At 67.2% G+C, this 25225-nt stretch carries 21 protein-coding genes and 1 pseudogene; 18 read left to right on the forward strand and 4 right to left on the reverse strand.

Annotated features, from left to right (window positions below; translation table 11 throughout):
- Positions 1–9: 9 nt before the first annotated feature.
- The 7 genes from ACLQ3I_RS11025 (at position 10) to ahcY (ending at position 7046) form a co-directional block, all read left to right on the forward strand.
- Positions 10–1056, forward strand: a complete 1047-nt coding sequence (locus tag ACLQ3I_RS11025) for a PPE domain-containing protein (protein ID WP_425790860.1) — start codon at positions 10–12, stop codon at positions 1054–1056.
- A 1-nt stretch (position 1057) separates the two neighbouring features.
- Entirely contained in the window at positions 1058–1879 is an 822-nt protein-coding gene (locus ACLQ3I_RS11030; protein ID WP_425790862.1) for an ESX secretion-associated protein EspG, read from the forward strand.
- 124 nt (positions 1880–2003) lie between these two features.
- On the forward strand, positions 2004–2336 hold the full coding sequence (locus ACLQ3I_RS11035) for a WXG100 family type VII secretion target (protein ID WP_425790864.1): 333 nt from the start codon (positions 2004–2006) through the stop codon (positions 2334–2336).
- 54 nt (positions 2337–2390) lie between these two features.
- Positions 2391–2693, forward strand: coding sequence for a WXG100 family type VII secretion target (locus ACLQ3I_RS11040; RefSeq protein WP_425790866.1), 303 nt, complete (start codon positions 2391–2393; stop codon positions 2691–2693).
- Between the two features lie 161 nt (positions 2694–2854).
- Positions 2855–3778, forward strand: coding sequence for a cation diffusion facilitator family transporter (locus ACLQ3I_RS11045; protein ID WP_425801818.1), 924 nt, complete (start codon positions 2855–2857; stop codon positions 3776–3778).
- A gap of 157 nt (positions 3779–3935) precedes the next feature.
- A complete protein-coding gene (locus ACLQ3I_RS11050) occupies positions 3936–5447 on the forward strand; it encodes an amino acid permease (protein WP_425790870.1) in 1512 nt (503 codons plus the stop codon).
- Between the two features lie 132 nt (positions 5448–5579).
- Positions 5580–7046 (forward strand): adenosylhomocysteinase, encoded by a 1467-nt coding sequence (gene ahcY, locus ACLQ3I_RS11055; RefSeq protein WP_425790872.1) that lies wholly within the window; start codon positions 5580–5582, stop codon positions 7044–7046.
- Between the two features lie 141 nt (positions 7047–7187).
- Here ahcY and ACLQ3I_RS11060 read toward each other — a convergent pair whose 3' ends face one another.
- Both ACLQ3I_RS11060 and ACLQ3I_RS11065 read right to left on the reverse strand, forming a co-directional pair.
- Complete coding sequence (locus ACLQ3I_RS11060) at positions 7188–7919, reverse strand: hypothetical protein (RefSeq protein ID WP_425801820.1); 732 nt, start codon at positions 7917–7919, stop codon at positions 7188–7190.
- A gap of 302 nt (positions 7920–8221) precedes the next feature.
- Positions 8222–8857, reverse strand: a complete 636-nt coding sequence (locus ACLQ3I_RS11065) for a dTMP kinase (protein WP_425790876.1) — start codon at positions 8855–8857, stop codon at positions 8222–8224.
- 105 nt (positions 8858–8962) lie between these two features.
- Here ACLQ3I_RS11065 and mtrA point away from each other — a divergent pair, with 105 nt between their 5' ends.
- The 3 genes from mtrA to lpqB are packed head-to-tail and all read left to right on the forward strand — an operon-like array spanning position 8963 to position 13156.
- Complete coding sequence (gene mtrA / locus ACLQ3I_RS11070) at positions 8963–9640, forward strand: MtrAB system response regulator MtrA (protein WP_004023513.1); 678 nt, start codon at positions 8963–8965, stop codon at positions 9638–9640.
- A complete protein-coding gene (gene mtrB / locus ACLQ3I_RS11075) occupies positions 9637–11391 on the forward strand; it encodes an MtrAB system histidine kinase MtrB (protein ID WP_425801822.1) in 1755 nt (584 codons plus the stop codon). The genes mtrA and mtrB overlap by 4 nt, the downstream gene beginning before the upstream one ends.
- On the forward strand, positions 11378–13156 hold the full coding sequence (lpqB, locus tag ACLQ3I_RS11080) for an MtrAB system accessory lipoprotein LpqB (RefSeq protein WP_425790881.1): 1779 nt from the start codon (positions 11378–11380) through the stop codon (positions 13154–13156). The genes mtrB and lpqB overlap by 14 nt, the downstream gene beginning before the upstream one ends.
- 45 nt (positions 13157–13201) lie before the next feature.
- On the opposite strand, the gene ACLQ3I_RS11085 is transcribed toward lpqB, so the two are convergent.
- Positions 13202–13897 (reverse strand): ComF family protein, encoded by a 696-nt coding sequence (locus ACLQ3I_RS11085; protein ID WP_425801824.1) that lies wholly within the window; start codon positions 13895–13897, stop codon positions 13202–13204.
- A gap of 560 nt (positions 13898–14457) precedes the next feature.
- On the opposite strand from ACLQ3I_RS11085, the gene hpf reads away from it, so the two are divergent.
- The 3 genes from hpf to ACLQ3I_RS11100 all read left to right on the forward strand — a co-directional run bounded on the left by hpf (position 14458) and on the right by ACLQ3I_RS11100 (position 18894).
- Positions 14458–15273 carry a ribosome hibernation-promoting factor, HPF/YfiA family gene (hpf, locus tag ACLQ3I_RS11090; protein WP_425790885.1) on the forward strand — a complete coding sequence of 272 codons (816 nt, stop codon included), beginning with the start codon at positions 14458–14460 and terminating at the stop codon, positions 15271–15273.
- A gap of 166 nt (positions 15274–15439) precedes the next feature.
- Positions 15440–18289 carry a preprotein translocase subunit SecA gene (gene secA, locus ACLQ3I_RS11095; protein WP_425801826.1) on the forward strand — a complete coding sequence of 950 codons (2850 nt, stop codon included), beginning with the start codon at positions 15440–15442 and terminating at the stop codon, positions 18287–18289.
- Positions 18290–18354: 65 nt separating this feature from the next.
- Complete coding sequence (locus tag ACLQ3I_RS11100) at positions 18355–18894, forward strand: Rv3235 family protein (protein ID WP_425801970.1); 540 nt, start codon at positions 18355–18357, stop codon at positions 18892–18894.
- Between the two features lie 20 nt (positions 18895–18914).
- Here the strand turns inward: ACLQ3I_RS11100 and ACLQ3I_RS11105 are convergent.
- A pseudogene (locus tag ACLQ3I_RS11105) lies at positions 18915–19055 on the reverse strand (2,3-butanediol dehydrogenase); the annotation flags it as partial.
- A 130-nt stretch (positions 19056–19185) separates the two neighbouring features.
- Between ACLQ3I_RS11105 and ACLQ3I_RS11110 the strand changes: the two are divergent.
- The 5 genes from ACLQ3I_RS11110 (at position 19186) to ACLQ3I_RS11130 (ending at position 25203) form a co-directional block, all read left to right on the forward strand.
- On the forward strand, positions 19186–20688 hold the full coding sequence (locus ACLQ3I_RS11110; RefSeq protein WP_425790891.1) for a wax ester/triacylglycerol synthase domain-containing protein: 1503 nt from the start codon (positions 19186–19188) through the stop codon (positions 20686–20688).
- A gap of 119 nt (positions 20689–20807) precedes the next feature.
- Positions 20808–21374: a DUF6912 family protein gene (locus tag ACLQ3I_RS11115; RefSeq protein WP_425801828.1), complete on the forward strand. Its 567-nt coding sequence runs from the start codon at positions 20808–20810 to the stop codon at positions 21372–21374.
- A gap of 113 nt (positions 21375–21487) precedes the next feature.
- On the forward strand, positions 21488–22612 hold the full coding sequence (locus tag ACLQ3I_RS11120) for a ferredoxin reductase (protein WP_425790895.1): 1125 nt from the start codon (positions 21488–21490) through the stop codon (positions 22610–22612).
- 45 nt (positions 22613–22657) lie between these two features.
- Positions 22658–23758, forward strand: coding sequence for a GNAT family N-acetyltransferase (locus tag ACLQ3I_RS11125; RefSeq protein WP_425801830.1), 1101 nt, complete (start codon positions 22658–22660; stop codon positions 23756–23758).
- Positions 23759–23880: 122 nt separating this feature from the next.
- On the forward strand, positions 23881–25203 hold the full coding sequence (locus ACLQ3I_RS11130) for a fatty acid desaturase family protein (RefSeq protein WP_425790899.1): 1323 nt from the start codon (positions 23881–23883) through the stop codon (positions 25201–25203).
- Positions 25204–25225 lie beyond the last annotated feature (22 nt).

The following is a 25225-nucleotide window of genomic DNA, read 5'->3' on the forward strand; positions in this document are numbered from 1 at the left end:
GAGAGTGAGTTGACCGGCTTCACCGGCGTCATCTGGGACGCACGCCCCACCGAGAAGCTCGCCTTCGACCTCGGTGACGGTCCCGGACCTGGACCACTGACCGATGCCGGCCTCGCCTGGGCAAAGGTGTCCGCCGAGCTGGCGTCCGCAGCGACGGAGTACGGCTCGATCCTGGCCACGCTCGGACTGAACTGGCGATCCCCGCACACCAGTGCGGCGTTCGAGAAGCTGACGCGACTCGCGCCCTGGTTCGCCGAGGCGGCGGCCGCGGCCGGGCGGAATGCCGGGCGCGCCGAAGGTCAGGCGGCGGCAGTGACGGTGGCCCGCCTGACCATGCCGAACCTCGTCGAGGTGGATGTCGCCGAGACGGCGATGCACGCGGCCTCGGTCGTCAGCGCGCTCGCACCCGCCCTCGTGGGTGCTGCTGCACACGCCGAGCGTGCGCTGCACGACCAGAAATTGCGGGCTGCGCGCGTGATGGAGACCTACGAGGCCGCCACCGAACCTGCAGCGCGCCCGTGGATCGATTCCCGGCCCGCTCCCGATCTCGTGTCCGCGGACCCGCTGGGAGCTGAGCGGGCCGCGCGACAGGCGGCGGCACGAGCGGCCACTCACCCGGCGCCGGCGACGTCGGCGCCACCTGTCCCGATGGGCGGCATCCCGACGGGTGGCGTCGCGGCGCCGCCGTCGGAGAAGACCCGCTATGCGCCGACGATCCTCGCCGGTGGTGCCGGTGGTGGCACACCCGTTCCAGCGACGAACACATCGGCCGGGTCGCCGGCGTCGAATGCCCCGATGGGGCCGATGGCCCCGCACACGGGATTGGCCGCGACGGAACGTGGCGCCACGCGCGGCCCGGCGGCTCCGGAGCAGGCCGACGTCGACGAGGCGGATGGTCCGTCGGCGTCGGCGGCCGACGAGCGTTCGTCCACGTGGGCAGAGCTCGCGGTCGCCGAGCAACCTGCTGCGCACCATGTCTCGGCGTCCGGACCGAGATCACTCGACCCCCGATATCTGACCGAGACCCTGTCCCTCGACCAGCATCGGGGAGGCTGACATGCACGGTGTGACAACCCCGGTACGAGTCGCGCTCGAGGTGGATGTCCTGAGGCGACTCGGGGAACGTGCTGGCGTACAGACGTGGCCCGTCGTCCTGGACCTGTGGGCCACCCACGCGGATTCCGACGATCACGCGGCCGCCAACGCGGTGGCAGACAGGGCGATCGGCGAACTCGGACTCCTCGACGGCGGCGAACCGACGGGCTGGCTCGCCACAGCACTACGAGTGCTGTCGGCGCCCGAGCGTCGGCTCGAGATCCGGACCATGACGGACAGGCCGGGCCACACCGACGGGATTCGCCGGATCTGCTTGGCGCGCAACGGGCACGATCATGTGCTCGCTCGTCGTGAGGGGTCACGGATCGAGCTCAGGCAGCTGGCGGTGCCCGATGAATCGGATCTGGGGGGCATCGTGGCGCGGGAGTTCGACGAGGCGGTCGGTGCCGGTATCGCCGGATTCAGCGCTCCGGCAGACGAACTGGCGGCGCGTCTCGCCGACTGTCAGAACTCGAACGACACCGCCGACGCGCTGCACGCGCTCGGCGCTCCGAGCTCCGATGCCATCGCGATGGCCTCGACGCTCATGAGCTGTCACACCCGATCGGAGATCGTCGCGGTCTCCTGGACCGGGGGTGCCGGCGCTCAATCTTCTGGTGCACTGGCAATTTTCGACACCGATCGAGGTCGGATCGTCGCCAGTCCCAGCAAGTCTCCGGACGGGCGGGTGTGGACCACCCTCTCCCCGGGCAGTGGACATCGCATCGGTCAGGCCGTCGGCCTGCTGATCGAGACCTTGCCCGAGGGACGGTGGATGCCATGAACCGGGCGGGGGAATTGTCAGGGTATCTGTGTCACCGGCGCCGGGAGCACCGCGAGCGGGCCGCTCTATTCGGATACCAACGGGGCATCGCCGTGCGGTGCCGTAACACAGAAGGAGACACAACATGACCGAAGCAGGCGGCCACGGTGTGGTCAAAGTCGATCTGGGCGACGCGCACGCATCCGCGAAGGCGATCAGCCAGATCGTGAACGAGATGCAGGGCATTCTGCGATCGATCCAGGGCCACACCGAGAACGGTCAGGCCGGATGGAAAGGTACCGCGCAGGTCGCGTTCGGCAACACCAGCAGCGACTGGCAGGGATCGGCGACCAAACTGCAGGCCATTCTCCAGGAGATCGAGAACAACCTGACCAGCGGCTTCAGCGGCTATGAGGATCTCGACCACAGTGTGGGACAGGCGATCACCGCGAGCATCGACGGTGGCCTCCGGATCTGATCCGGCCGGCGCACACCTCGACTCACCCATCCGAACCATCCTCAAGGAGACATCATGACAGGCGCGATCAGTTACGACCACGGCAATCTCGGTGATCTGTCGGGCAACATCCACCAGCAGTTCAATGCCCTCGAGCAGCTTGCCGGCCAGCTCAAGCGGCAGGTCCACCAGCTGCAGGGCAACTGGGCATCGCCCGACGCCGCTGCTCACTACCAGGATGCTCAGGCCCGGTGGGACACCCTGTTCGGCCAGGCGCGTGAGCAGCTCAACGGGCTGGGCCGGGGCGTGCAGAACGCCTCGGAGCGCATGGGCGAGACCGACCGGTCGATCGGCAATACCTTCAAGGGCACTTTCTGACCGTTGGATGATGTACGAGGGGCCACCGATGCTCGGTGGCCCCTCGTAACATTTCTCGCCGGGGTTCGTTTCTCGCCGAGCCGGACAAATCGGTAGAGTCCGACCGGTCTGTCTGGCAGTTGAGATTTGCGCGGTCGGCCGCGTGGACCAAGGAGAAGAACGTGTCAGTCGAGGGCTCCAAACGCGCGATCATCGCGGCGCTGCTGGCCAATGCCGGTATCGCCTTGGCGAAGTTCGTGGGATTCGTGATCACCGGGTCGTCGTCGATGCTCGCGGAGGCGGTGCACTCGGTCGCGGACACGTCGAACCAGGGGCTCCTGCTGCTGGGCCAGCAGCGCGCCGCCAAGAAGGCGGACCGGCTGCACCCCTTCGGGTATGGGCGCAGCCGGTACTTCTACTCCTTCGTCGTCGCCCTGGTGTTGTTCAGCCTGGGATCGCTGTTCGCGATCTACGAAGGCATCCACAAGATCCAGCACGCCCACGACCACGATCTCGAATCGCCGCTCGTGGCGGTCATCATCCTGGTCCTGGCCATCTGCCTCGAGGGATACAGCTTCACCACCGCCTACCGTGAATCGAAGCCGTTGAAGGGCAAGGCGAGTTGGTGGCGCTTCATCCGCAATTCGCGTTCCCCCGAGCTGCCGGTCGTGCTACTCGAAGACTCCGGCGCCCTGATCGGCCTGGTGCTCGCGTTGGCCGGTGTCGGACTCACGATGCTGACCGGAGACGCGGTGTGGGACGGTGTCGGCACCTTGGCGATCGGCGTCCTGCTCGGTGTCATCGCGATCATCCTGATCGTGGAGATGAAGAGTCTGCTGATCGGCGAAGGGGCGACCGAGGACGAGGAACAGGCGTTGCTGACGGCGCTGGCCGCCGGCGGCGTCGACCGTGTCATCCACATGAAGACCCAATACCTCGGGCCCGAGGAGCTTCTCGTCGCCGCGAAGATCGCCATACCGGCGGGCGTCGACGCCATCACCGTCGCGCGCACGATCGACGCGGCGGAGGTCCGGGTGCGTTCGGCGGTGCCGCAGGCACGGGTCATCTATCTCGAACCCGACATCGACCGCGACGTCGGTGGCTGAGTCCTACTGCCACTGCCGGACGTGACACGCGAACCGGCATTCGCGCCGCGCGTCCCGTCGGTGTGGGCTAGCGTAGGCAATCGCTTCACCAGACGTTCGCGACGATCGAGTCGGGCAGCGATCCTGACCCTGGCTCGGGTAACGGGAGGTCCATCGGATGGCCAATCCGCTCACCCGCAGGAAGTCCATCGAGCAGTCGATGGCCGATACGGATGAACCGGAGCACAGACTCCGCAAGGACCTCTCCGCCTGGAATCTGATCGTCTTCGGGGTGTCGGTGGTGATCGGCGCCGGCATCTTCACCATCACCGCATCGATCGCCGGCGACAAGGCAGGCCCGGCCATCTCGGTGTCGTTCGTGATGGCGGCGATCGCCTGCGCGCTCGCCGCGCTCTGCTACGCGGAGTTCGCCTCGACGGTCCCGGTCGCCGGGTCTGCCTACACCTTCGGCTACGCCACCTTCGGCGAGTTCCTGGCGTGGATCCTCGGGTGGGATCTCATCCTGGAGTTCGCGGTCGGCGCCGCGGTGGTGGCCAAGGGTTGGTCCAGTTACCTCGGCAGCGTGTTCGGATTCGCCGGCGGCACCGTCGACATCGGGGGATTCGACGTCGATTGGGGCGCGATTGTCATCATCGCCGCCGTGACGTCGCTGCTGGTCCTCGGGACCCGGCTCTCGTCGCTGGTGTCGGCGATCATCACCGCGATCAAGGTCGCGGTCGTGCTGATGGTGATCATCGTGGGCTTCTTCTACGTCAAAGCCGACAACTACACGCCGTTCGTGCCTCCGGCAGAGCACGGCGCCGGCACCGAGAAGTCCGTGGACTCCACACTGTTCTCGCTCATCACCGGCGGCGGCGACAGTTCCTACGGCTGGTACGGCGTGCTGGCCGCCGCGTCCATCGTGTTCTTCGCGTTCATCGGGTTCGATGTCGTCGCCACCACTGCGGAGGAGACCAAGAATCCGAGAAAGGATGTCCCGCGCGGCATCCTTGGCTCGCTGGCCATCGTCACGGTGCTCTACGTTCTCGTCACGATCGTGGTGACCGGCATGGTCAGCTACAAGCAACTCGCCACCACCGAGGACGGTGACGCGGCGAATCTTGCGGACGCCTTTGCGCTGAACGGGGTGACCTGGGCGGAGAAGGTCATCGCCATCGGAGCGCTCGCGGGCCTCACAACTGTGGTGATGGTCCTGATGCTCGGTCAGTCGCGAATCCTGTTCGCGATGTGCCGCGACGGACTGTTGCCGCGCGCGATGTCCAAGACCCATCCGCGCTTCGGGACGCCCGCCCGCCTGACGATCCTCATCGGCGTCGTGGTGGCCGTCGTCGCCGGGTTCTTCCCGATCGACAAGCTCGAGGAGATGGTGAACGTCGGCACCTTGTTCGCCTTCATCGTGGTGGCCGGCGGCGTGATGGTGCTGCGCCGGACCCGGCCCGATCTCGACCGGGGCTTCACCGTGCCGGGCGGGCCGGTGATCCCGGTGCTGGCGATCCTCGCGTGTCTGTGGCTGATGCTGAACCTTTCGGCGCTCACCTGGATCCGGTTCGTCGTCTGGATGGTGATCGGTATAGCGGTCTACTTCCTCTACGGCCAGCGCCATTCGATGGTCGGCAAACGTGAGCGCGGTGAGATCGCCGATCCGGTGGGATCGAAAGAAGGGCGATAGGGGAGCGGACACCCCTCGCCCGACCGGTCACGGCGGTAGGGTGGCAACCCGCCGGACCGGGTCCGATAGCCTGAGTCGAACGCCTTCCGCACTGCACCAGCAGTGCCCGACAGCGAACGACAAGGGGATCACATGACGACTGCGCAGGCATTGCACGCCGACAGCCGCAACGGGATCGACTTCAAGGTGGCCGACCTGTCCCTCGCGGACTTCGGCCGCAAGGAGATCGAGCTCGCCGAACACGAGATGCCGGGCCTGATGTCGCTGCGACGTGAGAATGCAGACGTGCTGCCGCTCAAGGGCGCCCGCATCTCGGGCTCGCTGCACATGACGGTGCAGACCGCCGTGCTCATCGAGACCCTGGTCGCCCTCGGCGCAGAGGTGCGCTGGGCGTCCTGCAACATCTTCTCGACGCAGGATCACGCGGCGGCCGCGATCGTCGTCGGACCCCACGGCACACCGGACGAGCCGAAGGGTGTGCCGGTCTTCGCGTGGAAGGGCGAGACCCTCGAGGAGTACTGGTGGGCGGCCGAGCAGATGCTCACCTGGCCCGATCAGCCGGCGAACATGATCCTCGACGACGGCGGCGACGCCACCATGCTCGTGCTGCGCGGCGCGGAGTTCGAGAAGGCCGGTCTCGTGCCGCCCGCCGACGACGATCATTCGGCCGAGTACAAGGTCTTCCTGGAACTGCTGCGCGCGAGCTTCGAGGCGGACAAGACCAAGTGGTCGACCATCGCCGATTCGGTCCAGGGCGTCACCGAGGAGACCACCACCGGCGTGCTGCGGCTGTACCAGTTCGCGGCCGCCGGAGAGCTCACCTTCCCGGCCATCAACGTCAACGATTCGGTCACCAAGTCGAAGTTCGACAACAAGTACGGCACCCGGCACTCGCTGATCGACGGGATCAACCGCGGCACCGACGTTCTCATCGGTGGCAAGAAGGTCCTCATCTGTGGATACGGCGACGTCGGTAAGGGCTGTGCGGAGTCGCTGGCCGGTCAGGGTGCCCGGGTCCAGGTCACCGAGATCGACCCGATCAACGCGCTGCAGGCGCTGATGGACGGATTCGACGTGGTCACCGTCGAGGAGGCGATCGGCAACGCGGACATCGTCATCACATCCACGGGCAATCTCGGAATCATCACGCTCGCGCACATGCGGGAGATGAAGAACCAGGCGATCCTCGGCAACATCGGCCACTTCGACAACGAGATCGACATGGCCGGGCTGGAAGGCTCCGGAGCCAAGCGGATCATCGTCAAGCCGCAGGTCGATCAGTGGATCTTCGAGAACGGCAAGTCGATCATCGTGCTGTCCGAGGGACGACTGCTCAACCTGGGCAACGCAACCGGGCACCCGTCGTTCGTGATGAGCAACAGCTTCTCGAACCAGGTGATCGCCCAGATCGAACTCTGGACCAAGAAGGACGAGTACGACAACGAGGTCTACCGGCTGCCCAAGCATCTGGACGAGAAGGTGGCGAAGATTCACGTCGAGGCGCTCGGCGGTACGCTCACCAAGCTCACCAAGGAGCAGGCCGAGTACATCAACGTGGACGTCGAGGGGCCGTACAAGCCTGAGCACTACCGCTACTGACGGCACACGCACCCGACAGCACCCAGGTTCTCATCGGAACCGGGGTGCTGTCGGCGTATTTGCGGTTGCTCTCGGCGCGAAACATGTTGCCGTCGGCGCGAATCCGGTTGCTGTCGACGGGGGGAGGCTCAGCGGAGGAGGCTACGTCCCGATATCGGGTTCGGCGCCCGGGCACACGAACCAGGTGCCGTCCTCGCGGGCGAAGCTCTCGGCGTTCTGCTTCGGCGTCGACCGCTGATTTCCGAGCTCGAGATGTGTACTCACCGTCGACTCGGCGGAGTCGCCGGTCACGGTCACCGCGGACAACGCGTCGAGGACGACATTGCCGGTGAGGTCGAGGGGGCGCGTGACCTGCGGGCGCACCACGCTGCACACCGACGCCTGAATCCGTCCGACGTCGCGCGCGTTGACCGCGTCGACAAAGTTCTGCATCGCTGACCGGATGGCGGTCACCTCGGCCTGGTTCGCGGCCGTCCCGCCGGAGCCGGGCGATCCCGTTCTCGGCTGGCCGTCGGTGGCGTTCGGCGGTGTGTTGACGGCGACGTCCCCGCCGTCCGGGTCGACGGAACGGACTGCGGCGCTGACGAACACCACGGCCACCGCCACCACCACGAGCATGCCGACGACGGCCGCCGCGATCACCGCGCCGGTGTGTTGTCGCCGTCGCTGGGGCGGGAACGGCATCCCCGGTATCGGCCCACCGGGCGCATAGGGGCCCGGTGGATATCCGCCGGGCGGAAAGCCGCCCTGGGCAAACTGCGGATACCCGGCCGGGCCGTATGGCGGTTGTTGGGGAACTCCGGCCGGTGGACCAGGAACGGCCGCATGCATCGGGTGGCCGCCGGCGGACATCCCCGGCGGCGGGGGTGGCACGGACGTTCCCGGTTGCCCTGTTCCCGGTTGCCACGAACCCGACTGCCACGTTCCTGGTTGTGACACACCGGGTTGGGGTGGCTGCCCGTGTCGGGGTGCAGGTGATTCGCCGGAGGCCGGACCGTTCTGATCAGCCGCTCCGACCTCGGGCCACGGTGGACCGTTCGTCCCCGGGTCGGGGCCGTGGTGAGCCCCTCCGCCGGGCGCTGGCTGGTGGGTCATGCGGCGTCCTTAATACGGCGTCCTCCATACGGGCGGGATCATCTCAGGCTAGCGAAAACCCTGATGATCGGCACGGATCCTCATTCGGCCGACAGACGGCGGGCGAGCTCCTCGACGTCACCGTCGGTCGTCGCCACCCAGGGTGACATCCATCGGGACCGCGCCAGTTGGCGGTACACCGAATCGACACGCACCTGCAGGTCGCGGTCGCGTTCGTAGAGGTCTTGCGGCCGAGTCGAATCGGTGGCCGCCCGATGGGCCGCGCGATCCATCGCGACCTCGGGTGGCACCCCGAGGAGCACATGGCGATCGGGTACCGGGAGCTCGAAACGACCGAACTCGAGATCGGCAACCCAGCCGACCATCTCGCCGTCGGCGGCTTGATCGAGTCGGGCCGCGTTGTAGGCGGCGTTCGATGCGACGTACCGGTCGAGCACCACGATGTCGTGCTCGCCGAGGGCCTTCCGGATCTCGTCGGCGGCGCCCGCGCGGTCGAGCGCGAACATCAGGGCCATGGCATAGACGCTGTCGCGTAGATCACCGTGCTGTCCGTGCAAGGCCTCGGCCGCCAGATCGGCGGTGACGGACGCGCCGTATCGGGGGAACGTCAGTGTCCATACGCGCAATCCCTTGTCGCGCCACCGGTCGACCAGACCGGTCACCAGTGTGTTCTTGCCCGCGCCGTCGAGTCCCTCGACCGCAATCAGTTGGCCCACGAGGGCGATGATATCGATCGACGCGGCGGTCGCTCGCCAGGCCGTCGCGGCGGGTTCGGCGCGTCATCGCCGCGGTTGGGTCACGAAAGTGTCACCATTGTGAACATGAAGCCTCGCATCCTCGTCGTCGACGACGACGCCGCTCTCGCCGAGATGCTGACCATCGTGCTTCGGGGTGAAGGTTTCGAACCGTTCGTGGTCGGCGACGGGACGCAGGCGCTGACCGCGGTACGCGAGATCCGGCCGGACCTCGTCCTCCTCGACCTCATGCTCCCGGGCATGAACGGCATCGACGTGTGCCGGGTACTGCGCGCCGATTCCGGGGTGCCGATCGTGATGCTCACCGCGAAGTCCGACACGGTGGACGTGGTCCTCGGTCTCGAGTCGGGCGCCGACGACTACATGGTCAAGCCTTTCAAGCCGAAGGAACTCGTCGCCCGGGTCCGTGCCCGCCTGCGTCGCACCGACGAGGAGCCCGCGGAGTTGCTCTCGATCGGTCCGGTGGAGATCGACGTGCCGGCACACAAGGTCACCCGCGACGGTGTGCCCATCTCGTTGACCCCGCTGGAGTTCGATCTGCTGGTCGCCCTGGCCCGCAAGCCGCGGCAGGTCTTCACCCGCGACGTCCTGCTGGAACAGGTGTGGGGTTATCGCCACCCGGCGGACACTAGACTCGTCAACGTGCATGTCCAGCGTCTGCGAGCGAAGGTCGAGACCGACCCGGAGAATCCCGAAGTGGTCCTGACGGTGAGGGGGGTCGGCTACAAGGCCGGCCCACCGTGATCGGGAGGCCCCGCCGCCGCGTCAACAGCACCTTCGGGCGCATCACCCGCATCGCAAGCAGTGCCGGTCGAGCCTTCGGCAGAATCTGGCGACGATCACTGCAGCTCCGCGTCGTGGTGTCGACGTTGGTGCTGTCTTTTGTCGTGATCCTGATTCTCGTCTTCGTGCTGATCAGCCAGATCACCGATCGCCTGCTGGACGTCAAACTCACTGCGGCCACCGAGGAGGTGGAACGGGCACGCGTCTCGGTCGAACGCGACCTCGGCGGCAGCAACGGCAACACCTCGGTCCAGAACCGGCTCCGCCAGACCAGGTCCCTGCTCACGGATCGCGACGTGGACGCCACCGACAGCTCGGGCAGCGTCGGTACCTTCGACACCGTCCTGCTGGTGCCCGGCACCGACGACGACGGCGGCGACAGCGGGGTCGGACCGGCCACGGAGATCCCCGACAACCTGCGCGACATGGTCCAGGGCGGCCAGGTCGCCTATCAGTACACCTCGATCCCGACGTCGTCCGGCGGCACCGAACCCGCACTCGTCGTCGGCACCCCGACCAATGCGTCCGTACCCGGCCTGGAGCTGTACCTGGTGTTCCCGCTCACCAGCGAGCAGAACACCGTCGATCTCGTCCGGGGCACGCTGCTGACCGGTGGCGTGGTCCTGCTCGGGCTGCTGGCCGCCATCGCCTGGCTGGTCTCGCGCCAGGTCGTGCAGCCCGTGCGGTCCGCGTCGCGGATCGCGGTGCGCTTCGCCGACGGCCGGCTCAAAGAGCGAATGCCGGTGCGGGGCGAGGACGACATGGCACGACTCGCCATGTCGTTCAACGACATGGCCGAGAGTCTGTCCAAGCAGATCACGCATCTCGAGGAGTTCGGCGGGCTGCAGCGGCAGTTCACCTCCGACGTGAGTCACGAGCTGCGGACGCCGCTGACGACGGTCCGGATGGCCTCGGACGTGCTGTACGAGGGTCGCGACGACCTGGACCCCGTGCGGAAACGCTCGGTCGAACTTCTCGACAAAGAACTCGACCGCTTCGAGACACTGCTGAACGAGCTCCTCGAGATCTCCCGGCACGACGCGGGCATGGCCGAACTGGCCGCCGAGCGGATGGACATGGCGATTCCGATCGACGGTGCCCTCGCCACGGTCAGCCATCTCGCCGAGGAGACCGGCACCGAGCTCGTCCTCGATCTGCCGGCCGAGCCGGTGATCGCCGAGATCGACCCGCGGCGCGTGGAGAGGATATTGCGCAATCTGCTGGCCAATGCGATCGACCACGGCGAGCGCAACCCGGTCACGCTGACCATGCGCTCGGACGGCGACGCGGTCGCGCTCACCGTCCGCGACCACGGCATCGGCCTCCGTCCAGGTGAAGAGAAACTCGTGTTCAACCGCTTCTGGCGATCCGATCCGTCGCGCTTCCGGCGCTCGGGCGGCACCGGGCTGGGACTGGCGATCAGCATCGAGGACGCCCGGTTGCACCAGGGACGCCTGGAGGCATGGGGTGAGCCCGGCAAGGGTGCCAGCTTCCGCCTGACCTTGCCGCTGGTGCGGGGGCACAAACTCCTCGGCAGCCCGTTGCCGCTCAAACCGGTCGGGGGTGCGGGCAGGTCGGCGACCGCCACGCGAAGCGCAGCGAAGAGCGCTGCGGTCAGGACCGAAGCGGAAATGGAGCACGACGATCCGTCGTCGTCGTCGTCGTCGCCCGCCGAGCCCGGTCCCGGGGGAGGTGACGGTGCGAACTCCTGATCCGCACTCCGTCTTGCGAGGATCGCGGCGGCGACGACGGCGCTGGCCGTTGGTGGTCGCACTGCTGACGACGTCCATCCTGAGCGCCTGCGGCTCGATCCCGAACAGTTCGTCGCCGCAACCGATCACCGCATTCCAGCGCGAGGGGCCGACCAATGCGGTCCCGGTTCCGCAGTCGGACATGGACCCGGAGTCATTGGTACGGGCGTTCCTCAAGGCGACCGCCGATCCCGAAGAAGGTCATCATGCGGCTCGGAAGTTCTTGACCCCGGCCGCCTCCGAACAGTGGGACGACCGGGGCGACATGCTGGTCGTCGACGAGGTCAATGTGTTCGTCGACCAGCGCAACGAGGACGCGGTGCGACTTCGTCTGATCGGTGACAACGTCGGGACGCTCAAGTCCAACGGCCAGTTGACGCCCGCGACCGGTCGGGTGGAGACGGCATTGACGCTCGTACGTTCCGGCGACCAGTGGCGGATCGACGGCCCGCTGCCCAACGGCACGATGATCGATCGCAGTCAGTTCGATGCCACCTATCGATCGGTGAGCCTGTACTTCACCGACCGGAGCCTCACCCGGCTGGTGGCCGACCCGCGCTGGCTCTACGGCGGCAAGGCGTCGGAGCCGACCGAGCTGATCAACCACCTCATCGCGGGTCAGGCCGCCGACCTCGACGGCTCCGTCGACAGTGGGTTCCCGAACGGTTCCGCGCTGCGGGGGCCCGTGTCACCGTTGTCCGGCGGCGGGGTTCGCGTCGAGCTCACCGGTATCGGCTCGGCGTCCGTTCGTGATCGCACAGTCCTTGCCGCCCAGATCATCTGGACGCTCGACGGCGCCGACATCGGCGGCCCGTACGTGATCAACGCCGACGGCGGTCCACTGATCCCGGAGCGAGCCTCGGGATGGCAGACCACCGATGTGCAGGCCTTCGATCCGACCGCGGTGCCGTCCACCGACGTCGGGCTCAACATCATCCGCTCCGGCGCCCTGCTCAAGGTCACCGACAACGGCACCGTCCCGGTGGGAGGCCCGCTGGGGACCGGACAGGCAGTCCGGTCGGCGACCATCTCGGCGGACGGGCAACGGGTCGCCGCCGCGCTCGCCCACAGCGGCGCAGGTCCACGGCTCGATCTGGCCATCGGTCCGTACGGCGGGGAGATGGGCACGGTGGTGTCCGGGAACTCGATCACCCGCCCGTCCTTCGGCCCCGACGAGAACACGATCTGGACGGTGATCGACGGTCGTCCCGTCGAGTGGGTGCGTGAGGAGTCCGGCGACAGCGACCGGCTGACGACCGTCGACGCGTCCTCGATCGCGACGGTCGCGCGCGGGCCGATCAGCGAGCTGCAGGTGTCGCCCGACGGTGTGCGCGCGGCGTTGCTCGTCGGAGGGCAGGTCGTGTTCGCGGTGGTCTCGACCAACGCCGAGGGTGCGGTGTCGCTGACCAGCCCGCGGATCGCGGCCTACAACATCGGAAATCGCGCGGTCTCGCTGGACTGGGCATCGCCGACGACCCTGATGGTCGCCCGCGATGCGGTGGAGTCGCCGGTCGTGCAGCTCTCGATCAACGGCACGCCCGCGGTCGGCCTGCTCAGCGGCAATCTCTCGCCTCCGGTGCGGGCGGTTGTGGCCGATCAATCCACCGTCTACGCCGGTGACACACGCGGGGTGCTGCGGTTCGGCAGTGCGAACGGCCAGCCCGACCAGTACTGGACGGAGGTCGAGCCGGCGATGGCGCCCGACGTCATCCCGGTCCTGCCCTGATCGCGCTGGCCCGGCCGGGCGCGGTGGTCGCGGGCGCCGGGTTCGTCAGGCGCCCGCCACGACGATCACAGCGTGCAACGCCCAACCATGCCGTGCGAGCACGCGCACCGATTCCGACGCGGTCGCCCCCGTGGTGAGGACGTCGTCGACCAGCAGGATCGTGCCGCGCGGTGCCGCCCGTGTCCTCCGCAGCGCGATCGAACCGGAAAGGTTGCGGACCCGGTGGCGGGCGTCGAGGCCGGCCGAATCGCGGGCTCGTGCCGTGGTGACGAGAAGTTCCGAGACACCTACGCGCGCCCCGAGTCGGGTCGCCGCCACACGTGCGAACGCGGTGACGGGGTCGCCGCCGCGGCGTCGTGCCGAGGAACGCCGCGTGGGCGCCGGGACCAGGGTGAGGTCTCGGGTATCCGGGAACTCGCCCCAGCGCGCGAGGGTGGCGATACCGCGTGCCACCGCTGCGCCCACCGGCACCGTGAGGTCACGCCGACCCTGTTCCTTCATCGCGATCAGTGCTGCGCGGTAGGGGCCTCGGTAGCGACCCAGCGCCCAGGTGTCCACGCCCACCTCCACACGCGGGCTCAGCGCCACCGGGTCGTCGGAGAGCGTGGCCGCACAGTCGGCACACCAGCGGACGTCGGGCGCCGAGCAGCCACCGCATTCCAGTGGGACGACGAGATCGGAGCCCGACCGGACGATCTCGGCGATGGTCGCCACGGTTCGGCTGCGGCGGTGGACGGACACGGCTCGAGGGTGCCACGGACATGGCCGCCGTACACGCCACCGACGGCGGGGCCGTCCTTCTGTGGACAATCCCTCGCTTGTGTACAACCGCCTGTGTACAACCGCCTGTGCACAACAGTTCCGGGGCCGCCGACATGCCGTACACGACGACGGGGACTTCCGGCCCGACCTCGACGGACATCGCTCATGTTGCGTAGAAACGTGGCCAGTAGGCGAACTTCGGGCTACCGTCGAAGGCACAACAGGTAGCCGCCGCTTTTCGCGAGGAGGTGAGGCCCCTGCTCCTGAGTGTCAGCCGTCGGCTGGCATGGCCACGATTCCTATCCGACAACAGAGTCTCAGCGCGACAACAGATTTGACGTGCGCGCTATCGGCCCAGACAGGTCTTGCGCCCCGGGACGCCGCGGCACTCCCGCAGGCACGCTCGAGAACTGGCGGTCGATGTGCGTGACGGTCCCACCAGCGGCACCTTGCCGCCCCTACCACGGTGGTCGGATCGGGTTCGCGTCGATGAGATTCCGCGTGGTCGGCCGGGAACCATCAAGAGGAGGAAGTTGTATATGTCAACAGTCATCCACCGCAAAGGCCATCGCGAATCGAAGATCGGTGACGCACGGCCACCCGAGAACGACTCCGAACACGACACCTCGCCCGATTCCTCATCGCTGGACGACCAAGCGTTCGATCCCAGTTTCGCCTTCGTCCGACCACCTGGCACCGTCGATGCCGACGAACCTGCCGAACCCAATGCCAAGGTCGCCATCAGCGGCCGCAACGTCGATATCCCTCAGCATTACCGCGTCTATGTCGGCGACAAGCTCGCTCGGCTCGAGCGGTTCGACCCCGCCATCTTCCGCTTCGACGTCGAGCTGAATCACGAACGCAACCGCAGGCAGTCCAAGGTGTGCCAACAGGTCGAGATCACCGCGATCGGCAAGGGTCCCAAGGCACGCGCGCAGGCGTGCGGCGAGAACTTCTATGCCGCGCTCGAGGGCGCACTCGACAAACTCGAGTCGCGCCTGCGGCGGGTGAAGGACCGTCGTCGCGTCTCCTACGGCAACCGCCGACCGCTCTCGGTCGCCGAGGCCACCGAGGTCGGTGCGCCACCTCTACGGGACAACCAGCTCAGCGCCCAACCCGACGCCGAATCCGGCGACACGGCGGCGTCCTGGGACGACGGGGTGGAGTACCACGACCCGGGCCAGGTGGTGCGTGTCAAGGAACACGAGGCGATCCCGATGTCGGTCGATGACGCCCTCTACGAGATGGAGCTCGTCGGCCACGATTTCTTCTTGTTCCACGACAAGGAGAGTGACAAGCCGTCGGTGGTCTATCGGCGTCACGCCTTCGACTACGGATTGATACGTCTGGCGTGAGGCCGACACCCTGAGGACGCGACTCCTCGGGATGATGACCACGTGCAGGTGATCGGGGCACCGATCAGGTTGCACTAAGACAAGCTGAGTACCATGGAATCCGGCCTGTGCAGGTTGCGGGCCGGATTTCGTGTGTAGTCGACAAGAGTTAGGGACTCGATCCACGGTGCTGAACAAGCTGCTACGCGTCGGCGAAGGCCGGATGGTCAAGCGACTCGGTGCGATCGCATCGCATGTCGAGAGCCTGTCCGACGAGGTCGAGGCACTGACGGACGCCGAGCTGCGCGCCAAGACCGACGAGTTCAAGGAGCGGCACGCCGACGGCGCGGCGCTGGACGAACTGCTCCCCGAGGCCTTCGCGGTCGCCCGCGAGGCGGCCTGGCGGGTGCTCGAGCAGAAGCACTTCCATGTCCAGATCATGGGTGGCGCGGCGCTGCATTACGGCAACATCGCCGAGATGAAGACCGGTGAGGGCAAGACCCTGACCTGTGTGCTGCCGGCATATCTCAACGCGCTCTCGGGCGACGGCGTCCACGTCGTCACCGTCAACGACTACCTGGCCAAACGTGACTCCGAGTGGATGGGGCGCGTGCATCGCTTCCTCGGGCTCGACACCGCGGTGATCCTCACCGGGATGAACTCCGACCAGCGTCGCGAGGCCTACGCCGCCGACATCACCTATGGCACCAACAACGAGTTCGGCTTCGACTACCTGCGCGACAACATGGCGCACTCGTTGCCCGATCTCGTCCAGCGCGGTCACAACTACGCGATCGTGGACGAGGTCGACTCGATCCTCATCGACGAGGCACGCACGCCGCTGATCATCTCGGGCCCGGCCGAGGGCTCGAGCAAGTGGTACTCCGAGTTCGCCCGGATCGCGCCCCTGCTCGAGAAGGACCTGCACTACGAGGTCGACATCAAGAAGAAGACGATCGGTGTGCACGAGGCCGGCGTCGAGTTCGTCGAGGACCAGCTCGGCATCGACAATCTGTACGAGGCCGCCAATTCGCCCCTGGTGAGCTACCTCAACAACTCGATCAAGGTCAAGGAACTCTTCTACAAGGACAAGGACTACATCGTCCGCAACGGCGAAGTCCTCATCGTCGACGAGTTCACCGGTCGTGTGCTGGACGGCCGCCGGTTCAACGAGGGTCTGCACCAGGCGATCGAGGCGAAAGAACACGTCGAGATCAAGGCCGAGAACCAGACCCTGGCCACGATCACGCTCCAGAACTACTTCCGCATGTACGACAAGCTCGCCGGGATGACGGGTACGGCCGAGACCGAGGCCGCGGAGTTCGATCAGATCTACAAGCTGGGTGTGCTGCCCATCCCGACGAACAAGCCGATGGTTCGCAAGGACCAGGTCGACCTCATCTACAAGACCGAAGAGGCGAAGTTCGACGCCGTCGTCGACGACATCACCGAGAGCCACGAGAAGGGCCAGCCGGTCCTCATCGGCACCACCAGCGTCGAGCGGTCGGAGTATCTGTCCCGGCAGCTCACCAAGCGCGGCATCCCGCACAACGTGCTGAACGCCAAGTTCCATGAGCAGGAGGCACAGATCATTGCCGAGGCCGGCCGTACCGGTGCGGTGACCGTGGCCACCAACATGGCCGGTCGTGGTACCGACGTCGTGCTCGGCGGCAACCCGGACATCATCGCCGACGCCCGCCTGCGCAAGGCGGGACTGGACCCGGTCAACACCCCGGACCAGTACGAGGAGGCGTGGCCGGAGGCCATCGAGGTCGCCCGTCGGGCCGCAGCAGAAGAGGCGGAGGCGGTCAAGGAGGCCGGCGGTCTCTACGTCCTGGGCACCGAACGCCACGAATCGCGCCGTATCGACAACCAGTTGCGCGGACGTTCGGGTCGCCAGGGCGACCCCGGCGAGTCCCGGTTCTATCTCTCACTCGGTGACGAACTCATGCGGCGGTTCAACGGTGCCGCACTCGAGTCGATCATGAACCGCGTGAACCTGCCCGACGACGTGCCGATCGAGGCGAAGATGGTCACCAAGGCCATCCGGAGCGCGCAGACGCAGGTCGAGCAGCAGAACTTCGAGGTCCGCAAGAACGTCCTCAAGTACGACGAGGTGATGAACGAGCAGCGCAAGGTCATCTACGGGGAGCGCCGCACCATCCTCGAGGGTGAGGATCACCGAGCCGAGGTGCAGACCATGATCGACGATGTGGTCGGCGCCTACGTGGAGGGTGCCACCGCCGAGGGCTATGCCGAGGACTGGGACCTCGACGAGCTCTGGAAGGCCTTGAGCACGCTTTATCCGATCGACCTCGATCCCAAGAAGGTCGTCGGTGAGAACGAGTTCGGCGAACGTGACGACGTCGACGCCGACGAGCTCAAAGAGATTCTGGTGGGCGATGCGCACCAGGCCTACGAGGCGCGCGAGACCGAGATCGAGGAGATCGCCGGCGACGGTGCCATGCGCCAGCTCGAGCGCACCATCCTGCTGACGGTCCTCGACCGCAAATGGCAGGACCACCTCTACGAGATGGACTACCTCCGTGAGGGCATCCACCTCCGGTCGATGGCCCAGCGCGATCCGGTCGTGGAGTACCAGCGCGAGGGCTTCGACATGTTCAGCGGGATGCTCGAGGGGCTCAAGGAGGAGACGCTGCAGTTCCTCTACAACGTCCAGGTGCAGACCGAGCAGGCGGAGCCGGCCGCTGCGCCGACACCCGCGCCGGTTGCTGCACCCGCGGCCCCCGCATACGTGGGTGCCGGCAACGGCGGGGCGCCCGCACCCTCACCGGTGGGTGAGGAGCAGGAGGTTCCCGCTGCACTGCGTGCGGTGGGCGTCGAGCAGCCCGAGGTCCCGATGACGTACTCGGGTCCGTCGGAGGGTGGCGGGACCGAGACCCATTCCGAGGAAGAGGAACACGAGGACCCGGCGCTGGTGTCGGCGAGCCGTCGCGAACGTAGGGCCGCCGCACGCGACAACTCGAAGGGCAACAGCCGCGCCAAGCCGCCGAAGTCCAAGAAGAAGCGTCGCTGACACGACCTCGGCGGATTCGTCCGGCGTGAAGGGAACCGGTCGCAGGTCCGGTGCGTCCGATACTCATGGAGACGCCTCGAGTCCTGATCCGCCCCGCTCCGCCGTACGAACCGCCGGTTCGGTCCGCGGAGGCTGACCGGCCGTCCGCGCCGCGGGCGCCGGCCGGTGTGCGGCGGCGGGAAGCAATCAACGGGTCGGCGAGGGCCGTCGAGGCGAGACGTTTCGCGGTCGGCACCGTGACCCTGGTCCTCGAGGTGCTCGATCGTCGGCGCGGAGTGAATCAGCTCGACGGCGTCGTCACGCAGCAGTTGCTCGCGGAGCTGACGGCACTCGCCCGTGTCCACGGTCCGGTACGGCCGTCCTCTGGCGCACCGCCTCACGTCATGGACAACGCGGCGACCCTGCGCCGGGTCCATGTACAGATGCGTGGGCCGGGCGCTGCCGAGGTGTTCGGCAGTTGTCGTCGTGGCGAACGGGTTCGCGCATTCGCCGCACGCATCGAGCAATTGCCGTGCCGGGTCCGGGTTGCGCCGGGCCGCTACCGGCCGGCGCTGCCACGAAACGTCGAATATCGTTGGCAACTGGTTGATTTCACCATCGTCTGATCGGCGCTGCCTGGCGATGGTCAGTCCGCTGACACACCGGCGCCGGACGACGTGACGAGGATCTTCAGCGCGGTCTCGTTGCGATGGATCAACGTGTCGAATCGCTCGCCGACGGGATTCTCGAGGCCGGTGCGGCCGGTGATGAACGGTGCCAGGTCGACCTACGGTGCGTTCGCACCGCTGGTCGGTGTGCTGTTCGAGCCCATTTCCCGGGGCCGCGGTCGGTCACCGGTTGCAGGCGGACGCCGCATCCGACGGGCGAGACGAGCTGAGGCAACTAGGATCGTCCTCGTGGTGAACCGGCTCTCCGCGCATGACGCGATGTTCTACTTCCTCGACGAGTCGGGTTCCACGACGCATCTGGGAGCTCTCCTGGTGATCGACCCGAGCCACACGGAGAAACGTGGCGGCACAGGCGCTTCCCGTACGAGGAAGGCGCCGACGGCCACAGCGGGCGGAGCGGGTTCGGACGACAGGCCGCCGGCCCCGGTCCTGGACTATTCGCGCCTGGTCGCGCTGGTGGAGAATCGCCTTCAGCTGGTCCCGCGCTACCGCCAGATCATCCGTGAGGTGACGCTCGGCCTGGCCAGGCCGGTGTGGGTCGACGACCGCGACTTCGACATCAACTTCCACATCCGCCGCTCCGGTCTCCCTCGACCGGGCGACACCGTCCAGTTGCAGGACCTCATCGCCAGGGTCATGTCGCGTCCTCTCGATCGCACGCGGCCGCTCTGGGAGATGTACCTCATCGAGGGCCTGCCCGACGGCAAGCTCGCGATCCTCACGAAAACCCACCGATGCATGGTCGACGCCCACGACGCTCTGGAGATCAGCGAGGTGATCTGCGACGACACCCGTACGGTCGAGCCGTTGCCCGAAGATCTCTGGATGCCCGGCTCGCCCCCGGGCAGCGCCAATCTCGCGCTCGGTGCCATCGCCGAGGCACTGTCGCGGCCGGGTGACCTGGTCGATTCGCTGGTGCACAACAACTCCATCGTCGGGGACCTCCGATCGACGGCCGAAGGCACTCTCCGCCGGGTCGGGAGTGTGCTCCAGCAGATGACCGACTCCGCGCCCCAGAGTCGGTTGAACAGTTCGACCACGTCCACCCGGACCTTCGCGGTCGCCTCGGTACCGCGGCGCGGGTGTGCCAAGATCGCCGATCGCTACGACTGCACCGTCAACGACGTCGAGCTCGCCATCATCTCTGGCGCGATGCGCAGGTGGATGCTCTCCTACGATGAGTCGGTGGAAGCCGGCGACACCGTTCGCGTCGTCCTGCCCTTGTCGGCGCGCGACCCGGCTGTGGAGCGACGGGTCGACGCCGATGGACGCTGGATCACCGTCGGCAAGGCCAGTTTTGTCACGGATCTGCCTGTGGGCGAGGATAATCCGGCCGTTCGGCTCGCCCAGGTCGCCGGCCTGGCCAATCGGTATTCGCAGTCGTCACGGCGGCTCTCGATGGGCCCGCGGCCGCTGCTTCCCGAGCTCGGTGTGGTGCCCTTCCCTGAGTTCAGTTCGCGGGCGTTCCGCAGTCTGAACAGACGCAATTACAACGTGCCGGTCGGGATGGGGACCCTGCCGGTGGCCGGGCGTTACGTCGCCGGCTGCCCGGTGGTGGAGGTGTACGCGATCCCGGCACTCATGGCCCAACGGGCCCTCGCGATCAGCGTCGTCGACTACCGCAACAGCCTCCGGTTCGCTTTCATCGCGGATCGGGGGGTGCTGAGCGATCTGCCGGCGATGACCGACTACGTGACGGAGGCCTATGAGGAACTCGAGGCGACCAAGTGATCGACGCCGGCGTCCGCGCAGGTCGGTGACCGGCGCGTCCGCCGAACAGCCGCTTCGGCGGATAGGGTTGAACGAGTTGTGTGAACGAGTTGTGGTGAACGGGTGAGGGGACGGTTGCGATGCGGGTCTATCTGCCGGCGACACTGACCATGCTGATCGAGCTCAGTGAGAGCGGGGAGTTCCGGGCCATCGGTGGGACGGGATTCGCCCTCACCCCGGCGTTGCGTGAATCGTTTCTCTCCGGCGACGACGAGGAGTTGGCCGAGGTGGCGATGCGTGAGGCGGCGCGTGCGTCGCTGCGACTGCTCGCCGGTGAGACGCCCGAACCCGGTGACCTCGACGGCGACGCGGACCTCGGCGAGGACGAGCGCACCCCGAAAGCCGGAGACACGCCCAGACTCCCGCCCCGCCGCGCGGTGGTCGCCGCGGACGTCGACGATGTCGGTCTGCGTCCGGACCTCGACGACGCGGTGGTCAAGATCAGTGGACCGGTCGCCCTGCGCGACATCGCGTCCGTCCACGTCGACGTCGCCGAGGCGCAGGACAAGGTCCGGGCCGCCGTTGTGGTGATCGACGCCGCCGACCTCGGTGATCAGGACGCCGAGCTCGCAGTCGGTGACGTGGAGGACTTCGACCTCGCCTGGTACGCCACGCAGGAACTTCCGTTTCTGCTCGAGTTGCTCTGATCCTGCCCGAGTCGCTCTGACCATCTGCGCGAGCGCGACCGCCGTCGCGTAACCTACGGAAGCGTAGGTTGTCGACGCGCGGCCCCCGGGCACGCGAGTGAGGTGGTGCTCAGGTGGGTTGGCTCGAACGATTCGAGGAACCGGTGGCCGATGTCGCCGCGCGCAGTCGCGGTGCGCAATGGGCCCGGGCGGCGTTCGCGCGGATCACCACTCCGCTGTTGCCCGACGACTACCTGCATCTGGCCAACCCGCTCTGGTCGGCCCGCGAACTGCGCGGAAAGGTCGTCTCGGTGACGTCGGAGACCGAGGACTCGGCGACCATCCGCATCCGCCCCGGCTGGGGCTTCTCCCTTGATTACCGCCCCGGCCAATACGTCGGGATCGGCGTCCTGATGGAGGGGCGATGGACCTGGCGGTCGTACTCGCTGACCTCAGCGCCGATCGGGTCGGGCGACGGCGTCGACGGCAAGACCATCACGATCACGGTGAAGGCGATGCCCGAGGGTTTTCTCTCGTCGCACCTGGTGAACGGTCTGCAGCCGGGCACCGTGGTCCGCTTGGCGGCGCCGGCCGGCGAGTTCGTCCTGCCGGAGCCGTTGCCGGCGAAGATCCTCTTCGTGACCGCCGGGAGCGGCATCACGCCCATCATGTCGATGCTGCGGATGGTGCGCCACCGCGGGCAGCGCGCGGACATCCGCGTGATCCACTCGACCCCCACACCCGCCGACCTGCTGTTCGGGGACGAACTGGCGACCATGGCCGCCGACGGTGTGGTCGACCTGCACATCCAGTACACGCGCACCGACGGCAAGGTGACGCCGGCACGACTCGCGGACCTGGCGCCGGATTGGCTCGAGCGGGAGACGTGGGCGTGCGGGCCGGTTTCGTTCCTGGACGCCGTGCACCGGATGTATGCCGATGCCGGGACGGACGACCACCTGCACATCGAGCGGTTCGCCCTCGAACGCGGCGCGGTAGGTGCCGAGGGCGGGACCGTGACCTTCGGCCGGTCGGGACGGACCGCCGAGATCGACGGCGCGACGACGTTGCTCGAGGCGGGCGAATCCGCAGGTGTGATGATGCCGTTCGGTTGCCGGATGGGGATCTGCCAGAGCTGCGTCGTGATGCTGGACAAAGGGTGTGTGCGCGATCTGCGGTCGGGGACCGAGCACGTCGAGGGTGAACGGATCCAGACGTGTATCAGTGCAGCGGCCGGGGACTGCACACTCGGCGTATGACCGGTCTGACCGGTTAGGCTGACCGCGTGAACACTGCTGTGCGGAGTGAGTCGGGTGCCCGCTGAACCCTCGTGGTCGCCCGATGTCCCGGTCCTGACCGACGGAGTCGTGACGCTGCGTGCGCATCGATCGACGGATGTCGGCCGGATCGTCGAGATGGCGACCGACCCCCAGATGATCCGCTGGACCCGGGTACCCACCCCGTACGCACGTGGCGACGCCGAGCAGTTCGCGCTCGCAGACATCCCACGTGGATGGGATGAGGGAACCGCGATGGGCTGGGCCATCGACCACGGCGATCGGTACGTCGGCAACGTCGACATCCGCGGCGCCGGTGCGATCGCCGACATCGGTTTCGCGCTCCATCCCGATGCCCGTGGTCTCGGTGTGATGCAGCATTCGGTTCGGCTGGCGGTCGATCACGCATTCGGTGTCGGCAAGCGAGTGGTGCGGTGGCAGGCGGCAGCGGGCAATCTCGCCAGTCTCCGGGTCGCCCACGCTTGCGGATTCACTCTCGACGCCGTCGTCCGGGACGGGGTCGAGATCCGTGGCACGATCTGCGACACATGGGTGGGCAGCTTACGTGCCGACGATCCCCTCACTCCGAAGACCACTTGGTGCGCAAGCACTTTCGAGACCGAGCGATTTCGGTTGCGGCCACTGCTGGAGTCCGATGATGAACGGATTCGAGAGACGCTCGACGACCCGGTCTCTCGGAAGTACCTCTTCGGGCGGCCGGTTCCCCTGACTCTCGAGCATGCCGCCGCCGAGCGACAGCGCAAGTGGTGGACGGCTGCGCGTGGCGAGACGTGCACGTGGGTGGTGGCCGATCTGGCGACCGACACCTACCTCGGCGACATCACCCTCCTCGGCATCGACGAGGTGACCGGCGCCGAGGCCGGCTTCTACACGCATCCCGATGCGCGAGGCAGCGGTGTCCTGGCCGAGGCCTTTCCCGCCGTGGTGGATCACGCGTTCGGCGTCATGGGCATGCGCCGTTTGACGATGTTCGCAGCGGCGAGCAACGGGGGCTCGAAGTCACTGGCGCAATCGGCCGGATTCCGAGAGTTCGGCACCCAGGAACTCGCGGCGAGTTCTGCCGGCGTCTTCGAGGACCTCATCGGGTTCGAGCTGCTCTGCGACTGACCCCCGAGTGGGTTGGGTCACATTCCCCCGGTGAACCCCGGCAGAGGGTGGACAGGACCGCGCCGCTCAACCTACGCTTGCGTAAGTTACGGTTTGGTAGGTCGATGCGAACGGGAGCACACATGGCGATTACCGACATCCCCGAGTACGCGCACCTCACCGAGGTGGAGATCGAGGCACTCGGCGCGGAGCTCGACGCGATCCGCGCCGACATCGAGGCCGATCGCGGTGAGCGCGACGCGCGCTATCTCCGCAACACCATCCGCTTCCAGCGCGGTCTGGAGCTCGCCGGCCGGGCGCTGATCTTCGGTTCGTCGAAGCGCTCGATGTGGTGGGCGGGTGCGGGAGCACTCGGCGTCGCCAAGATCGTCGAGAACATGGAACTCGGACACAACGTGATGCACGGGCAGTGGGATTGGATGAACGATCCCGAGGTGCACTCGACGACCTGGGAGTGGGACAACACCGGCCCGTCGGCGCACTGGAAGCACACCCACAACTACATCCATCACAAGTACACGAACGTCCTCGGGATGGACGACGACGTGGGCTACGGCCTGCTGCGCGTCACGCGCGACCAGCGCTGGCGGCCGTTCTACCTCGGCAACCTCTTCTACAACACGGTGCTGGCCGCGGGCTTCGAATACGGTGTCGCCGCACAGCATCTCGAGCTGGCCAAGAAGCGCAAGACGCCCGAGGCCAAAGAGCAGTTCCACCGCGACCTCGCCGACGTCGGCAAGAAGGTCGGCAAGCAGGTCGTCAAGGACTACGCGGTGTATCCGGCGCTGGTGGCCGGGGCGACCGGCCGGAGCGTCGGCGTGGGACAAGCCTTCCGCAAGGCGCTGACGGCGAACCTGATGGGCAATTTCATCCGCAACGTGTGGACCAACGCGGTCATCTTCTGCGGCCATTTTCCCGACGGTGCCGAGAAGTTCACCAAGCAGGACGTCGACAGTGAGACGCAGGGCGAGTGGTATCTGCGACAGATGCTGGGCAGTGCGAACTTCCGCAGCGGCCCGGTGCTGGCATTCATGAGCGGGAATCTGTCCTACCAGATCGAGCACCACATCTTCCCCGACCTCCCCAGCAACCGGCTCGCCGAGATCTCGGTGCGCGTGCGGGCGTTGTGCGAGAAGTACGACCTCCCGTACACCACGGGTTCGTTCCCGGTGCAGTACGCGAAATCGTGGCGCACCATCGCGAAGCTGTCGCTGCCGAACAAGTACCTCAAGGCGACCGTCGACGATGCGCCGGAGACGGCCTCCGAGCGTCGGTTCAAGCAGGGACTCCCGGAAGGCGCGCGGCTGATGGCGTCGGTCGATTCCGAGACCGGTCGCCGACGCGGCCTGCGTTCGGCCATCCGGACGCTGCGTCGTCGAGGACGGCGCGCCGACGTGTCTGCCGCGCGAACCGAGGTGCACCTCCAGCAGCGTCCGGCGGCCTGACCCTCGGTGATGTGTGGGGGCC

This window comes from Gordonia sp. DT101 (assembly GCF_049844895.1).
Lineage (GTDB): Bacteria > Actinomycetota > Actinomycetes > Mycobacteriales > Mycobacteriaceae > Gordonia.